Raw genomic sequence first — 16,528 nt, forward strand, 5'->3', positions numbered from 1 at the left:
CGCTCACTCTTCTTCTATCTTCATAACATCGCCCACTTTATCTCTGCGCTGTTCTTCTAGCATTTCTAAAATCTCTTTAGTGTGCTCTTTTTCGCTATAAACCACCTCTTTAATTTGAATGGTTTTCCTATACCCTTGAAAACCCACGCTCGCTAAATAACGCTTTTTTTATGCACATACACGCTCACTTCATCATTGGCGACCTTATTCAAACGAATGGTATCTCCCACATCTAAATCCAACATTTCTTTCAAGCTCAATTCCACCGCACCAAGCAACACGATCATATCCACGCTCACGCTGCTTAATAACGCTTGCAATTCCCTGTTACGGCTCTTTTTGGAGTTGGTTTCTGAAAGCATGAAATCCCTACTCCCCATTTTAGAAAGAATGCTTTCAATGGAAATCACCGGATAGCAAATATTCATCATCCCACGGCTATGCCCGATAATGATTTCTAAAACCACCATGATAGAAATTTCATTCTGAGCGACGATTTGAACCACATTCGCACTGGACTCTTTAGCGTCAATCGTAGGATACATCTCCACCACAGGCGACCACACTTCTTTTAAAATTTGCATCACTTGGCGTAAAATCGTATCCAATAAATTCAATTCAATGTCGCTAAACTCTCTATTTTGATCATACGCACTCCCCTTACCCCCTAACAACCTATCAATCATAGGGAAAGCGATGCTAGGATTGATTTCTAAAACCCCCGTTCCCCCCATAGGCTTCATAGAAAAGACATTAAAACTTGTAGGGCTAGGCAAGCTCATCAAAAATTCCCCATAAGTCATTTGATCCACGCTATGGAGCTGGATCTCCACAATAGAACGCATGATAGAAGAGATTTGACTGGAAAGATTCCTAGCCATTTTGTCATGGATACTTCTAAAAGAGCGCAGTTGCTCCTTGCTCACACGATTAGGGCGTTTGAAATCATAGAGGGTGACACTGCGTTGCGGAGTAATATCCTTTTTTTGGACATTTTGAATATCCACATTTTCATCAACAACTTCTAAAAGTGCATCAATTTCTTCTTGGCTTAAAATATCAGCCATGACTAGCTCCTAAAGATTGACGCACCTTTTTAATCGCTTCTTTGATGATTTGAGAAATGCGCGATTCGGTAATGCCTAAAATCTCTTTAATCTCGCTCAAATTCAACTCTTCAAAGTAATAAAGCTGGATAAGCATTTGCTCCCTCTCGCTCATTTGATTCAACACTTTTTGGACATGCTCTAATAATTCTTCTACTTCAATCTTTTTAGTGATTTCATCTTGTTCAATCGCATTGAATTGCTCATCTATGGGCACTAACGCATAAATATCTGAAGCGGTCTTGGCTTCTCTAATCTTTTCAATATTCTCGCCTAAAGCCTGTGCTAAATACTCATCGCTAGGCTCTTTCCCATGCTCATTAAGGTATTTGGTCGTTTCAAAATCAATGCTTTTAATGAGTTTCCTACTAGAGCGAGAAACCACATCTAAAGAGCGCAAATAATCTAGCATCGCCCCATTGACACGAGTTTTCGCATACCCCCAAAAAGAGTCATTCAATGCACTCTCATAACGCCTAGCTAGTTTGATCAATTCTTCAGTGCCGATAGAAACAAGGTCGTTAAAATCAATAGATCCAGGCAAGTGCTCCTTTAAGCGAAACGCCATCGCGCGTACCGCCGGTAAATACTGGATAGCGAGTGCGTCTTGATGGTGGTGTTGTTGCTTGTCATAAGCGTTCAAAACCTTTTCTTTGTTTTTTTCGCTTTTTTCACTTGGTTCAGTTTGTTGGATTTCTTGGGGCATTCTATTTTCCATCGTCAAAATCATAATTTCTAATATAATTTAAAATACTAGCCACTTCTTTTTCTCTATTTTTAAACTCATGGTTGAAACGAAGCAAGCTCTCTTCAGTGCCTTTTTTATCAAAAAGACAAATATCTAAATCCGTGCAGGCGATAAAAATAGACGCAAATAATAACGCAATCAAGTATCCCCCAAGCGTGGATAACACCGTCCATAATAAAATGCTCTCTGGCTCATTGAATCTCAACACCGAAAACACTAGCCCTAAAAAAAACCCTACCACAACAGAAAAATGGATAAAATTTTGTATTTTCATAAGCCTACCCCAAATACTTTAAAAGTCTTTTAAAAAAGCTTTTCAACCCTTCTTTTGGTATTTCTAAAGCACCGGTTTCTAGTTTAGAAACTAAAAGGCTCGCCATTTGGTCAATGGATTGCGAAAACAAATCATTAGGGGCTATTTTTCTTAAAATCTTTCGCTCTCTAACATAGCGTTTCAATAAGGAGCTGTTTTCAATCGCCCCTAAGTAGTGCAATTCTAATGAAGCGATATTGTTTTTAGCTACCTTAAGCAACCTTTCATAAGTTGCCCTGCCTTCTTTGGGTTGGGCTACCATGTTAGCAATAAGAAACAATTCATCTTTATTTTTGGAGTTGATTTTAATGCATGCATACGCATCAGTAATCGCTGAAGGATCTGGTGTAGTGATAATCACCACGCAATCGCTCGCATTCAAAAACGCTTGTGTCGTGGCTCCAATCCCTGCACCCGTATCAATCACAATATAATCTAAAGAGCTTAAAACCCCATCTTCATCTAAAAATTGATCCAAAGCTTCCGCACCGCTGATGTATTTTAAAATCTCTTCACCGCTATCTCCGGGAATTAAGCAAAGCCCAGGTTCAATCTCACAAATTATTTCTTGCAATTTGGCTTCACCTTTTAGGGCATGCAAGATATTTTTATGGGTTTTCACCCCAAAGATGACATCTAAATTCGCCAAACCAATATCCGCATCAAACACCCCTACCTTATAACCTTTTTTGTATAAAGAATAAGCTAAATTGGCACTAATATTGGATTTCCCAACACCCCCCTTACCGCTTGTGATAGCGATGAATTTAGTATGCCCTTTGTTATTAAAAAAACTTTTAGGGTTTTTAGTATTCATAAAATTATCTAAGCGGCTCGCTTGATTGTTCATGCTTGTTCCTTATTGGGGTTATTAAAACCATCTAGCATGCAATCCACTAAATATTCATTAGTAGCCACTTTCAAATCCATAGGTACTTCTTGCCCAATAGAAAGATAACTGATAGGCTTTTGACTCTCATGCACTAAAGAAAACAAATTCCCTAACCCCCTACTCTCATCTAATTTAGTAAAGATTAAAGTATCAATCCCCAACACCCCAAAAGAATCATAAATATCTTTCATGTCTTCGTATTTAGTGGTCACAGAAAGTACTAAAGACACATCAATATTATAACCCCCATCTATAAATTTTTTCAACCCAGCAATCTTTTCTTTATCGTATTGCGAATGCCCTGTCGTATCCACCAAAATAAAATCGCAATATTCCAAAGCTTCAATTTCTTTAGCAAAATCTTTAGCGTCAATCACCGCTTCTATACTCATTTTCATTTTATTAGCATACCAACTCAATTGCTCCAAAGCCCCGATGCGATAATTATCCAAAGTGATAATGCCCACCTTGTATTTTTTAGTCAGCATTCTAGAATAGCGTGCGGCTAGTTTGGCTAAAGTCGTTGTTTTCCCCACGCCTGTGGGTCCTACAAGCATTAAAATGCGTTTTTGCCTTAAATTCAAATCTTCAGGGCGGCACAAGATCATTTTACGCAACACTTCTCTAAAATAGCGCTTGATAGTGATGGAATTTTCTCTCATGCGTAAAGGCATTAATTCCAAACTTAATTGCATGATTTCATCTAAATGGCTGGATTTCATCCCACTTTGTTTGGCTAGTTTGTAAATTTCGGCAAATTCTTGAGGGATATTGACGGAATTTGGGTTTTTCTCATCCCAAAACATGTTTTGAATGAGTTTCAGGCTGTCTCTAATTTTGCTTAATTGCAGATTAATATCTTTAATTTCTTCTTCTTGTTTAATTTCTTTTTCTTTTTTTTCTTTTTTATAATCGGCTTCATCTTTTAAGGCTTGCAATAAAGCGTCTTGCTTACTAATCTCTAAGGGCGTGTCTTCTAATGGGGCATCTTTTTCTAAAAGAGTCTTATTTTTTGAAAAAGTATAATGGTGCTGACTGGATGAAACTCCGGCGAGTTTGCGCATTTCTTCCACAGTGCTTGAAAGCTGCATCACCACATCTTCTTCACTCAATTCTTCATCATACAAACTCTCTGGAATAAGGGGGGCTTTAGGGGGTTTGTTTTCTTCTTCTTCAACCGCCACAACGATTTCATAAAGCCCAGAAGAAGTGAGCGTTTTTTTACGGATTTCTTGAGTTTTAAACACTAGCGTATCTACCCCATGGTGGCTTTGAGCGATCTTTAAAGCCTCAGCTGCCGTCTCCCCACTATAGGTATAGAATTTCACCACTCCCCTTTTTTAAAAAGCATTTGTTGCAAAGTTAAAGGCACTAACACCGAATCCCTTTCATTCCATTTAGGATGAGGTAAAGTCAAATCATTTTGTCTTAAAATGACTTGATTGAAAGCGATAATATCAATATCTAAAGTTCTTGGAGCGTTTTTAAAATCGCGCTTCCTTGCACGACCAAAACGCCTCTCTATATAAAAAACCAAAGCAAAAAACTCTCGTAAATCTAAACATGTCCTAAGGATAATCGTAGCGTTATAAAAATCAGGTTGCTTAACATAGCCAAAGGGCGGATTCACATAAATGGGCGAGGAAAAAATCTTTCCAATTTTACTATGATTTTTAAAATATAAAAAACAATTTTTTAATATTTTTAAAGGATTTTTAATATTAGATCCCAACCCTAAAACCACTCTGTTAGAAAAATCAAGTCTTCTTTTAAAAAGGCTAGGGAAAAAGTGGCTAGTAAGGATCTCTTGCATCACAAAAGCTCAGCCCTAGAATTTTTAATCACGACTAAATCTTCAATGCGCACCCCAAAAAATCCAGGGATATAAATCCCAGGCTCCACAGAAAACACCATGCCTTCTTCTAAAATGGTTTCACTGTGCGATGAAATATAAGGGAGCTCATGAATGTCTAAACCAATGCCATGCCCAGTGCTGTGAGTGAAATATTGCCCATAGCCATACTCACTAATCACTCCCCTAGCCAAGCTGTCCGCTTCTTTACCGGTCATGCCCGCTCTAATGCCTGCAATAGCCTTTTCTTGCGTTTCTTTGACAATATCATAAATCTTTTGACGCTCTTTATCCTTAAAACTTTGCTCTCTTTTAAACACAAAGTCTTTTGGGTCAAAAAAAGCCGTGCGGGTCCTATCAGAGCAATAACGCTCGTATTTGATCCCCATATCCAAAAGAATGCTATGCTCCGCTTTTAAAAAATCCTTAGCACTAGGCAAGGCATGGGGTTTGCTCGCATTCGCATTCAAGGCTAAGATAGGTTCAAAACTCAAATCATAAACCCCTTCTCTAGTCAAAAAGTCTTTAACCTTATGCTGCAAATACCGCTCGCTCAAGGACTCTTTTTCATCAAAAATATTCTTCACATACTCGGCAAAATTTTCAAAAGCTTCAACATTCAAGGCTTGAGATTTTTTGAGAAGTTGGATCTCATGCTCATTTTTAATGATGCGTTTTTGACGGTGGTAACTGGGCACGCCCTCTAAACTCACTTTAGCACCAATCGCTGAATCCAAACGCTTATAGGTTTGTAAATTCACCTGATTAGGGTCAAAAAAGAGCTTTTTAACAGAGCTTTTTATAATCAAATCAATCGCACTTTGCACTAAATCACTAGACTCTATTACTTCCGCTAAAACGCCATTTTTAGGCTGAATACTTTCTCTAGCCTCTTGAGTGTAGCGAGAATCAGTGATAAAAAACGAGCGATCGTTTAATTGCAAAAACAAAGCATTATCGCAACTATAAGCACACTCAAAAAACATCGCATTTTCATTGAGCGTGAAATGCGATCCTCTTTCTAATCCTTTCATGGGTAGCCCCCTTTCTGGTTAGTTATTGATATTGTTGATCGAGTTATTGGGGTTGTTTTGTTGGGCTTCTTGGAAAGCTTTCATCTCGGCTAGAATATTCACCATCGCCATTAAAGCCATGTTGTAACCAAGTGGACCAAATCCCATGATCACGCCTCCACAAGCCGCACCGGTGTAAGAATTTTTCCTAAATTCTTCTCTAGCTTGAATGTTAGTCAAATGCACTTCAATGACAGGTTTGCCCGCTAACATGATCGCGTCTGCAATCGCAATAGAAGTGTGCGAAAACGCTCCTGGATTAATGATAATCCCTTCATAATCGCTGCCCACACTCTCTTGGATCTTATCAATGATTTCGCCCTCAAAATTGGTTTGAAAAAACTCTAATTCCACATCCAAATTGCTTTGTTTCACGAAAGTTTGCATGATTTCATGGATTTGATCTAAAGTGACCATGCCATAAAGTCTTGGGTCTCTGTGTCCTAACATGTTTAAATTAGGCCCTTGAATCACTAAAATTTTCATTGTTTCTCCTTGTTTAATGCAGAATGAACAAGCATTATAGCATAAGTTTTTATCTTACCCCCTAAATCCAAAGAGACAGGGCTTTAAAAAATCGTTTTTAAACTTTATTTGATGGTTTAGATTTTATTTAGCTGCAAAAGTTCTTTTTTTAAAAAGACAGCCATCATGACCATCCCTACAAAAAAACTTCCCGTAATGAAGAAATCAAAGGGGTCAAACCCAATGCCAAAAATGAGATAAAAAGCGAGTGTTGTTAATATAAAAAACGATATTAAAGAGTTTTGCTTCACCCCACTCCAAAAAATCTTTACAATAACTAACCAAAAAAAGAGCAAGATTAAAAAGCCTATGATCCCCCTAGTGGCTAAAACATGAATGATTTGATTGTCATACCTTTCAATACAAAGGATCAAGTCTTTCGCCCTATAAGACTGTGATAAAGATAAAATCTCTTCTAATCTTTGGCACTTCTCGCTAGCAGCCATGCCAAAAAAGGGTCTTAAACGCACCACTGTTAGGGCTTCTTTCCAGCGTTCCAAACGCCACCCAATACTGCTGTCAGCGTCCTTTTTAGCGTAGCGTTTCAAATCCTCTTCAAAGGTTTTATTTTGAGCCCTAGGCTGCTCTATGACTTTTCTTTTTTCTAAAGCGTTATTCCCCATATACAAAGCACTCAAAACAAGACTCACAACCACCATGTAACCTAATTGTTTGATCGATTTTTTTGCATATAAAATAAAGCAAGAAAGGATCAAAAAAGTAGCGATAAAAGCAATTGTAGCGCTCCTTGTAGAGCTTAAAATAACGACTAAAAACCCTACAAAAACAGAAAGGGTGAAAAAAATTTTCTCTTTTTTATTTTGCGAATAAAGTGCATAAATATAACAGCCTAAAATGGACACGCTCACCAAGACCACATACTCCTTAACCGTGCTAAAACCCTGTGCTCTAGGCATGTTAAAATAGATTTTTTGCACCAATGAGAGCAAGCCGTTGATAAAATTTGCGATAGCCATGCTATAAAAAAGGACTTTTTGGTTTAATTTGATGGTTAAACGGCTCGCAAAAAGCAAACATAACGCCCCACAAGCGTAAGTTAAGGACATGTTTAGAGCGAATAAATTATAACGGAAAGTTTGGCTATCATACATGTTAAACATGTTAGGGAAGATGCTTAAAAACACGCCCAAAAAAGCCAAAGTAAGCCATTTAAAGGGCATTATTTTTAGGTGGTTGATTTTAAAAGTCTCTCTCAAAGACGCTTGAAAATAACACCTAAACAATAAAAAAACCATTAAGACAATCAATAAGACTTGCGTTAAAGGTTTTTTAAATGAAGTGAGAAAAAAAAGGGCAAAAATCAAAGTGAAGACAGAGTCTGCACTGAAAAAGGCTTTCAAACGCTCTTTCAATATAAATCCACCATGAAATCCACCATGATTTAAAATACCCTAAAACTAATAAAAACTATCTGTCTTTAATGCCTAACTTTTCAATCAAAACCACATAACGCGCATGATCGGTGCGTTTGATATATTTCAACAAATTGCGTCTTTGAGCGACTAATTCTAAAAGCCCTAAACGGCTAGAATGATCTTTGGGGTTAGCTTTTAAATGCTCGGTTAAAAGCTTGATCCTTTCATTCAATAACGCCACTTGCACTTCACAAGAACCTGTATCGTTTTCTTTAGTGGCAAACGCCTTAATGATTTCTTGTTTTTTCTCCAAATTCAAAGCCATAACGACCTCCTAATTGGTATGTTAAATTTAAAAGTAGTAATTATAGCGTAAAATAAGTTTTTTGTGCAAATCCTTTTAAACTTTATATTATAATAAGTCTTAAAATAATAAGTCTTAAAGAGACACACTTACCAAATTAAGGCATTGATTTTAGATTATGGCAAACGAACGCTCCAAATTGGCTTTTAAAAAGACTTTCCCTGTCTTTAAACGCTTCTTACAATCCAAAGACTTAGCCCTTGTGGTCTTTGTGATAGCTATTTTAGCGATCATTATCGTGCCGTTACCACCTTTTATATTGGATTTTTTACTCACGATTTCTATTGCGCTGTCGGTGTTGATCATTTTAATTGGGCTTTACATTGACAAACCTACCGATTTTAGTGCCTTCCCTACTTTGCTTCTCATTGTAACCCTGTATCGCTTGGCTTTAAATGTCGCTACCACTAGAATGATTTTAACGCAAGGTTATAAAGGGCCTAGTGCGGTGAGCGATATTATCACGGCGTTTGGGGAATTTAGCGTGAGTGGGAATTATGTGATTGGTGCTATCATTTTTAGTATTTTAGTGCTGGTGAATTTATTGGTGGTTACTAATGGTTCTACTAGGGTTACTGAAGTGAGAGCGAGGTTTGCCCTAGACGCTATGCCAGGAAAGCAAATGGCGATTGATGCGGACTTGAATTCAGGGCTTATTGATGATAAAGAAGCCAAAAAACGACGTGCTGCATTAAGCCAAGAAGCGGATTTTTATGGTGCGATGGATGGAGCGTCTAAATTTGTCAAGGGCGATGCGATCGCTTCTATTATCATCACGCTTATTAATATTATTGGAGGGTTTTTAGTGGGCGTGTTTCAAAGGGATATGAGCTTAAGCTTTAGCGCTAGCACTTTCACTATCCTAACCATTGGCGATGGGCTTGTGGGGCAAATCCCTGCTTTAATCATTGCGACAGCGACCGGTATTGTGGCCACTCGCACCACGCAAAACGAAGAAGAAGACTTTGCTTCCAAGCTCATCACACAGCTTATGAATAAAAGCAAAACTTTAGTGATTGTAGGGGCGATATTATTGCTTTTTGCGATTATTCCTGGACTTCCCACCTTTTCTTTAGCGTTTGTAGGGAGTCTCTTTTTATTTATCGCATGGCTGATTGGCAGAGAGGGAAAAGATGGGTTGCTCACTCAATTAGAGAATTATTTGAGTCAAAAATTTGGTCTGGATTTGAGCGAAAAACCCCAAAGTTCTAAAATCAAACCCCACACCCCAACCACAAGGACTAAAACCCAAGAAGAGCTTAAAAGAGAAGAAGAACAAGCCATTGATGAAGTGTTAAAAATTGAATTTTTAGAGTTGGCTTTAGGGTATCAACTCATTAGTCTTGCGGACATGAAACAAGGGGGTGATTTATTAGAAAGGATTAGGGGCATTAGAAAAAAGATAGCGAGCGATTATGGTTTTTTAATGCCTCAAATCAGGATCAGAGATAACTTACAGCTCCCCCCCACGCATTATGAAATCAAGCTTAAGGGTCTTGTAATCGGTGAGGGCATGGTGATGCCGGATAAATTTTTAGCCATGAATACCGGTTTTGTGAATAAAGAAATTGAAGGCATTCCCACTAAAGAGCCGGCTTTTGGAATGGACGCTTTATGGATTGATGCTAGAAATAAAGAAGAAGCTATTATTCAAGGCTATACAATCATTGATCCAAGCACCGTTATTGCGACGCACACGAGTGAATTAGTGAAAAAATACGCTGAAGATTTTATCACTAAAGATGAAGTGAAGTCCCTTTTAGAGCGCTTGGCTAAAGACTATCCTACGATTGTAGAAGAGAGCAAAAAAGTCCCCACCGGTGCGATCCGCTCAGTCTTGCAAGCCTTGTTGCATGAAAAAATCCCCATTAAAGACATGCTCACTATTTTAGAAACGATTACCGATATTGCCCCTTTGGTTCAAAACGATGTGAATATCTTAACCGAACAAGTGAGAGCAAGGCTTTCTAGGGTGATTACTAACGCTTTTAAATCTGAAGATGGGCGTTTGAAATTTTTAACTTTTTCTACCGATAGCGAACAATTTTTGCTTAATAAATTGCGAGAAAATGGCACTTCTCAAAGCCTATTACTCAATGTAGGCGAATTGCAAAAACTCATTGAAGTGGTTTCTGAAGAAGCCATGAAAGTCTTGCAAAAAGGGATCGCTCCGGTGATTTTAATCGTAGAGCCTAATTTAAGAAAAGCCCTCTCCAATCAAATGGAGCAGGCCCGAATTGATGTTATTGTGCTAAGCCATGCAGAATTAGACCCTAACTCTAATTTTGAAGCTTTAGGCACAATCCATATTAATTTTTAACCTATAAACAAGGAAAATAATGCAAGTTTATCACCTTTCACACATTGATTTAGATGGTTATGCATGCCAGCTTGTTTCAAAACATTTTTTTAAGAATATCCAATGCTATAACGCCAATTATGGGCGTGAAGTCTCAGCGAGAATTTATGAAATTTTAAATGCGATCGCTCAATCTAAAGAAAGTAAATTCCTTATTTTGATCAGCGATTTGAATTTGAATTTGAACGAAGCACAGTATTTGCAAGATAAAATCCAAGAATACCGCTTGCAAAATAAAGACATTCAAATCCAACTCTTGGATCACCACATTGGCGGTAAAGAAGTGGCTGAGAGTTTTCATTGGTATTTTTTAGACATTAACCGCTGTGCGACTAAAATTGTGTATGAATTTTTGAAAAAACATTACACGATTTTAGAGTCTAAAGACACGATATGGCTAGAGCCTTTAGTGGAAATGGTCAATTCTGTGGATATTTGGGACACACAAGGTTATGGCTTTGAATTGGGTAAAGTGTGTATGCGCATGATCAGCCAAAGCTCTGAATTGAACCGCTTCATGTTTGATGAAGAGAATCGTAACTATAAATTAAAGCTTTTAGAAGAAGTTAAAAACTATTTGTTTTTAGAAAATGGTCCTGTGGCCTATGATAATGATTTATTGAAGCTTAAAAAAATCGCTCTAGGGGGCGATCCTATTGCAGAAACGATGGATAATATCTCTTCAAATGCACAAACGCATTTGCTCTCTTTAAAAAAGCACGATTGCAGCGTTTATTACCAGGATAAAAAAGGGTTTTTAAGTTATTCTATGGGGGGTATTAGCGTGTTAGCTAACCTTTTTTTAACGCAAAATCCGGATTTTGATTTTTATATGGATGTGAATGCTAAAGGGAATGTGAGCTTAAGGGCTAATGGGAATTGTGATGTGTGCGAACTCAGTCAAATGTGTTTTAATGGAGGCGGTCATAGGAATGCGAGCGGAGGCAAGATTGATGGCTTTAAAGAAAGTTTTAATTACAGAGATATTAAAGAACAAGTAGAAGAAATTTTCAATAACGCTTAAAGCGCTTGCATTTTCAAATAATCGTATTTTTAATTTTGTTTGTCTTTCAGGCTGATTTAGTCTATAATCACGCTAACGCAAACAGTCATTTTTTAGGTTATCTAGATTGTCTCTTTTGTTGCGGTTATTTGGAGCGTGTTAGGGTTTGGGATAATAGTGGGTGGTTATCCCAAAAAGGAGATAACCAACTATGAGATTATTATTCAGCAATCATAGTTTTAGCGGTTTCTACAACGACATTGTACTAAAATTTCAGCTCTAGTGCAAGCTGGAGTTAAAATCTATGGTTGCTAGCATTTTTAATATCTTACAAAAAATAGTTTTTTATTTTCTCCAATATTCTTTAATTTTTAAAGAATGGGATTTTTAACTTTATTTTATATAATAAAAAATTCATAAGGGGATAGGGGGGCATTTTGAAATCATTCTCCCCTACAACCCCCTTAAGATCCCCTAACCCAAGAATACCGCTTAAGAAAATACCGCTCGCTCACGCAAGCTCTTTTATTATTGGATGGTAAAAAATGCTAAAAAGCATTCAATTAAATGGTTAGGATGTTGCAGCGGGCGACACTCCGTTAGGAGACACCATCATGCGATTATTCGTTATAGCGATAGTTTTAGTGGTAATCCTAACACTGCCACTTTATTAACAACAAGCCCTTAAGAGTTCTCATCTCTTAGGGACTTAACTATCGCTATAGTCGTATCATCTCTTGTTTAAACAAAAACCTAAAATCCCCCACACAACAAAAGAAAATAGAAAAGAAAGAAACTAGCAGAGAGAAAACCCTCTGCCAAAAGAAGAAAAAGGATTAGAAGTTAATCATGTAGTTAAAGTCGATAGAGAAATTTCTCTTATAGAAAATATCTACTGATCCATCTACGCCCCTTTCTTTATAAAATTGGTTGGTGAATAAAGGCGATTTAAAGCCAAGCTCAATATCTCTGTGCTTAGCGAAATTACTCCTAAAGCTAAATTGGACTAGCATTTGGAAATAGCTTGTATTCATGCTCACTGAACAACTCTGCTGTGTTATAGCCTTTTTTGCTTTCATAGAAGTTATAGAGTGCATCAAAGCCCACGCCATAAGTGAAGTTATTCACTTGAGAAGCACCACTCATAATGCCAAGCTAGATCCCCACAAAACTCAAATTAGCGTGGTTATAGCTATAGTATCCATAAGACCTAAAGCCAAAATTTTTCTTTTTACCAAAGAACCACTTATACCATGCCATGGCATCCATGCCATACATTTGCCCATAATTATTTGTGTTAGTCACAGTGGGTTTGTGGGTCGCTTTGACTTGAGAGACAGCATTTTGAATGTTTTGATTCACATTTAAAAACGCCGTTTTTGATCTGTCAAATTAGCCACTAGTGCATTTAAAAGAGCTTTAGCGTCTTGCAATAGTATTTGTGGTGGTAATCGCTACTAGCACGACGGTTTGCACTTTGGGTGCACTAGATTCTGTCATGTTATTCGTGCTATTGAGAGCGTTCAAAACCACATTCACTTGATGGATCGCATTATTCAACGCGTCTAAAACCGCACTCGATCCGCTTGTGAGTTGCCCAATCGTCGCACTAGAAAAATTTAAATAGCCTTTTAAAGTGTTTTGAGCGTTCGCTAACGCATTAAGTGCATCGCTTAAATTTTGAGCGTTGGAAATCGTGTTGCTTAAATCGGAATTATTACTCAAAAGATTGTTGATTTTCGCAGTTTGCAAAGAAAATTGCGTTACCCCGCTTAAAGTGGTGCCCATGGTAGTCACACTCACATTATTAAGCCCTGTAATGGTAGCGGTATCTTTAGTTAGTTGGCTATTTTCAGCTTTTTTTCTGGGGTTGGTGTTATAACCACTGGTGGTTTTGGTTTTCCGCTGTCAGCTGTTTCACCTGATTTGTTTTTGTCACCTTTGGGTTGTGTTTCACTCGCATTCACGCTCCCTAAAAGCATGCCGCTAACCACTAAAGAAACGAAAGCCAGTTTTTTGAATTGGATTTTCATGATTTCCATCCCTTATCTCTTCATCAAATTTGGATTGACTTTGCTATTCGCTTCAGCGCCGTATTGCATTTGGGGGGCTAGAGCCACTGCGTTGTTGGACAAGTTGCTAAAAATTGAAGTGTTTAAGGGGGTGTTGTTGTTAGTGCCTAAGGTGCGGATGGTGTTTTGGTTTTCTAAACTAGAATATTGAAACCCCCCCTAGAAACGCATCGCCCTTTTCTACCATAAGACACACTAATGGCTAACGCCATACCTAAAAAAAACCTTTTTCATAAATATTACTTTATATATATATAATTTTAAATTGTATTTACAACTAGATTTATGGGTTAAAAAGGAGATTTTTTATTTTATTTATCTTGTAGAGTGGTTTAAAATATAACCACACTAACGCAAAAATGATTTTAGGCTGTTTTATTGCTAGTTGGTGTTGCAAACATTGTAGAGCTTTTAAAGTTTAGGATAATAATGGATGGTTACTTCAAAAGAGATAGCTGACCACAAAACCACTATTAACGATCGCTATCATGCTAAAATTTAGTTCTAGTGCGAAAAAGTCCGCAAAAATAGGGCTTTATTCTTCACACGCAGGCTTTGGGTAACAAAAACGATAGCCTCTGCGCCTTATCGTTTCAACCGTGGAAATCCCTAAAGGCTTATCCATTTTTTGGCGGATTTGATTGATCGCTACTTCAATCACATTAGGGGTAACCATTTCAGGCTCTTCCCAAATAGCGTCTAAAAGCTGTTCTTTTGAAACGATTTGATCCCTATGCCTCGCAAGGTGTGTGAGCACTTCAAAAGGCTTGCCCTTAACCTCAATCTCACGCCCCTTGTAAATAATCTTTTCTTCATCAGGGCTGATGGTCAAATCCCCAATTTCAATCACATTAGATCCCCAAAACCTCAAACGTGCCTCAATCCTTGCGACTAAAGCCTTAATGCTGCGATAAGGTTTGGCGATATAATCGTCTGCACCCTGCTCAAACGCATGGACTTCTTCTTGGCTTGTGGGGTTACTAGAAGAAACTAAAACGATAATAGAGGGGTGCTTGTCTTTGACTCTAGAAACCAAATTAATAGCGTTTTTATCGCTCACCATCACTAGGTCATAATTCCTAATATCCATAAGATATTCCCCATCCTCTACGCTTTCAGTCACATCAGCCATAAAGCCTTTGTCGTTCAAGCCCTTCTCAATCTCTTCGCCTAAAACAGAATCTTTTTCAATCAGTAGAACACGCATGGTTTTGTTGGCTCCCATATTTAAGAGTAATTAAAGCTTGATTATATCACAAATTTAAGTTAGTTTAAGAAAATTTTAATAAAAGCTATCGCTTGACTTGGTGCAAGCTCTTTTATTTACGCTTAAACGCATTTTTATATAGGCAAATTTTAAAAATACTTGCTAAAAATCACAAATTTTATTGTATAATTACGAATCCAACCATTCCTTTGGTTTGGTTGGCACCGCTTAAGATTGAAGAGTCACCTCCCCCTCCTTTCTCTTTGTCTTGGCGGTTGTTTTTTAACCCTTATTTTTAAGTGCTCCATTGCGATTCGATTCACAACTCGCTATTTTTAAGATATTGAAAAATTTTTTAACTAAACTTGATTTTTAGGTAGAAGCCTAAGGTATGCGATCTCGCTAGGGGCTAAAAACCTTAAAGGAATACCCCAATACCCTGCCCCACTGCTCACATAAATTTGAGTGGTGTCGCTGTGCTTGTATAAACCATACAAATAAGTTTGCGCCAACTTAACTAAAAGGCTAAAGGGGAAAATTTGCCCTGCATGGGTATGCCCTGAAAGCACTAAATCCACAGAGTGGCTTTCTTTAAGACTTCTAATTTGTTTAGGCTGATGGGCTAAAAGGATCGTAGGCTTACTCTTATTGCACTTTTGTAAGGCTTTATCAATATCAGGGGCAAAATTTTGATGCTTTCTTGCGAAATAATCATACACGCCACACAAATTAACCCCCTCTAAATCCACGCACTCATTCCCTAAAATCTTCAAATTGAGAGTTTCAAGAAACGATAAAATCGGCTCTATGCCGTGATAATACTCATGATTTCCTGGCACATAAAAAGTGCCATGGGTACTTTTAAGGTTGTTTAAAGGCAGTAAAAAAGATTTGACTTTTTCAATGTTTTCATCCACCAAATCCCCACCAATCAACACCATATCCACTTCTTTTTGATTGACTTCTTCTACAATGTAGTTGACAAAATCTTTTTGCAACAAACTCCCCACATGCATGTCTGTGAGTAAAATAATCTTTAACTCTTTGTCTAATTTGTCTAAATAAATAGGGGTTTCTTTGATTTTAGGGCGAGCCAACCCTTCGTAAAACCCACGCCAAAAATACCCCAACAACGCCAGATAAAACCCTAATGTTAAAAAATTTTTTAAACTTTTACGCCTTGAATGCAAGAAATCTATTTTTTCTATAGAATAAGAAAACCCATAAAAACCTAAAGAAAGGATAAAAATAATAAAAGTGACAAACGAACACGCTGAAGTCAAAAAAAATAGATAGCTAGGCATGGTGTTTCTATAAAAAGTAAAAAGTGTCTCGCCTATGCTTAAAAGGATGAAAAACCCTAAATAAGCGTGTTGGGAAACTTTTTTTAAGGTTAAAAACGATTCTAACATCCTAAAAGAACTATAATTCAAAAGACACAAAACCAATAAAAACGCTATGGAAATCAGCATGTCACCCTTTTAGTTATAAAGTGTTCTGTTATGTTAGCATATTAACGCTAATGTGCCCTTTAGGATCAATCCTTGCGATTGTTTCATTTTTTATCAGTCTCAACCCCCACAAAAAGAGAAGTGCCTCCCTCCCTTTAAAAGAGCACTAGTTTGGATACAATAATAA

The 16,528-nt window shown here is 37.5% G+C and carries 14 protein-coding genes and 3 pseudogenes; 2 read left to right on the forward strand and 15 right to left on the reverse strand.

The features are described from left to right. Window positions 1–3: 3 nt before the first annotated feature. The 10 genes and pseudogenes from fliM to rpsO form a co-directional block, all read right to left on the reverse strand. Window positions 4–1,067 (reverse strand): annotated as a pseudogene (gene fliM, locus DYI00_RS03815) (flagellar motor switch protein FliM). Beyond that, window positions 1,060–1,836 carry an RNA polymerase sigma factor FliA gene (locus DYI00_RS03820; protein ID WP_011578004.1) on the reverse strand — a complete coding sequence of 259 codons (777 nt, stop codon included), beginning with the start codon at window positions 1,834–1,836 and terminating at the stop codon, window positions 1,060–1,062. Before DYI00_RS03820 ends, fliM begins: the two are co-directional and overlap by 8 nt. Continuing rightward, a complete protein-coding gene (locus DYI00_RS03825; protein ID WP_011578005.1) occupies window positions 1,814–2,128 on the reverse strand; it encodes a hypothetical protein in 315 nt (104 codons plus the stop codon). The genes DYI00_RS03820 and DYI00_RS03825 overlap by 23 nt, the downstream gene beginning before the upstream one ends. 4 nt (window positions 2,129–2,132) lie before the next feature. Then, window positions 2,133–3,017, reverse strand: coding sequence for a flagellum site-determining protein YlxH (gene ylxH, locus DYI00_RS03830; protein ID WP_011578006.1), 885 nt, complete (start codon window positions 3,015–3,017; stop codon window positions 2,133–2,135). Further along, on the reverse strand, window positions 3,014–4,387 hold the full coding sequence (gene flhF, locus DYI00_RS03835) for a flagellar biosynthesis GTPase FlhF (protein ID WP_011578007.1): 1,374 nt from the start codon (window positions 4,385–4,387) through the stop codon (window positions 3,014–3,016). Before flhF ends, ylxH begins: the two co-directional genes overlap by 4 nt. Then, complete coding sequence (gene folK, locus DYI00_RS03840; RefSeq protein WP_041600209.1) at window positions 4,384–4,872, reverse strand: 2-amino-4-hydroxy-6-hydroxymethyldihydropteridine diphosphokinase; 489 nt, start codon at window positions 4,870–4,872, stop codon at window positions 4,384–4,386. The genes flhF and folK overlap by 4 nt, the downstream gene beginning before the upstream one ends. Further along, window positions 4,872–5,945, reverse strand: coding sequence for an aminopeptidase (locus DYI00_RS03845; RefSeq protein ID WP_011578009.1), 1,074 nt, complete (start codon window positions 5,943–5,945; stop codon window positions 4,872–4,874). The genes folK and DYI00_RS03845 overlap by 1 nt, the downstream gene beginning before the upstream one ends. Before the next feature lie 18 nt (window positions 5,946–5,963). Beyond that, window positions 5,964–6,470 carry a type II 3-dehydroquinate dehydratase gene (aroQ, locus tag DYI00_RS03850; protein ID WP_011578010.1) on the reverse strand — a complete coding sequence of 169 codons (507 nt, stop codon included), beginning with the start codon at window positions 6,468–6,470 and terminating at the stop codon, window positions 5,964–5,966. A gap of 116 nt (window positions 6,471–6,586) precedes the next feature. Then, the gene (locus DYI00_RS03855) at window positions 6,587–7,885 is read right to left on the reverse strand and encodes an O-antigen ligase family protein (RefSeq protein ID WP_041600210.1); all 1,299 of its coding nucleotides are present in this window, start codon (window positions 7,883–7,885) and stop codon (window positions 6,587–6,589) included. A 52-nt stretch (window positions 7,886–7,937) separates the two neighbouring features. Then, on the reverse strand, window positions 7,938–8,210 hold the full coding sequence (rpsO, locus tag DYI00_RS03860) for a 30S ribosomal protein S15 (RefSeq protein WP_011578012.1): 273 nt from the start codon (window positions 8,208–8,210) through the stop codon (window positions 7,938–7,940). A 157-nt stretch (window positions 8,211–8,367) separates the two neighbouring features. On the opposite strand from rpsO, the gene flhA reads away from it, so the two are divergent. Then, on the forward strand, window positions 8,368–10,569 hold the full coding sequence (gene flhA / locus DYI00_RS03865; RefSeq protein WP_011578013.1) for a flagellar biosynthesis protein FlhA: 2,202 nt from the start codon (window positions 8,368–8,370) through the stop codon (window positions 10,567–10,569). Between the two features lie 19 nt (window positions 10,570–10,588). Next, complete coding sequence (locus DYI00_RS03870) at window positions 10,589–11,632, forward strand: 3',5'-cyclic-nucleotide phosphodiesterase (RefSeq protein ID WP_011578014.1); 1,044 nt, start codon at window positions 10,589–10,591, stop codon at window positions 11,630–11,632. A gap of 815 nt (window positions 11,633–12,447) precedes the next feature. Here the strand turns inward: DYI00_RS03870 and DYI00_RS08445 are convergent. The 5 genes and pseudogenes from DYI00_RS08445 to DYI00_RS03905 all read right to left on the reverse strand — a co-directional run. After that, window positions 12,448–13,510, reverse strand: a pseudogene (locus DYI00_RS08445) (outer membrane beta-barrel protein); the annotation flags it as partial. Then, window positions 13,450–13,644 carry a hypothetical protein gene (locus tag DYI00_RS03890; RefSeq protein ID WP_011578018.1) on the reverse strand — a complete coding sequence of 65 codons (195 nt, stop codon included), beginning with the start codon at window positions 13,642–13,644 and terminating at the stop codon, window positions 13,450–13,452. The gene DYI00_RS03890 and the pseudogene DYI00_RS08445, both read right to left, overlap by 61 nt. Window positions 13,645–13,656: 12 nt before the next feature. After that, window positions 13,657–13,895 (reverse strand): annotated as a pseudogene (locus DYI00_RS08450) (hypothetical protein). Window positions 13,896–14,218: 323 nt separating this feature from the next. Next, complete coding sequence (gene hsrA / locus DYI00_RS03900; protein WP_011578020.1) at window positions 14,219–14,890, reverse strand: homeostatic response regulator transcription factor HsrA; 672 nt, start codon at window positions 14,888–14,890, stop codon at window positions 14,219–14,221. A 359-nt stretch (window positions 14,891–15,249) separates the two neighbouring features. Then, window positions 15,250–16,362 (reverse strand): metallophosphoesterase, encoded by a 1,113-nt coding sequence (locus tag DYI00_RS03905; protein WP_104687582.1) that lies wholly within the window; start codon window positions 16,360–16,362, stop codon window positions 15,250–15,252. Between the last annotated feature and the right edge of the window lie 166 nt (window positions 16,363–16,528).

This window comes from Helicobacter acinonychis (assembly GCF_900461455.1).
Classification (GTDB): Bacteria; Campylobacterota; Campylobacteria; order Campylobacterales; family Helicobacteraceae; genus Helicobacter; species Helicobacter acinonychis.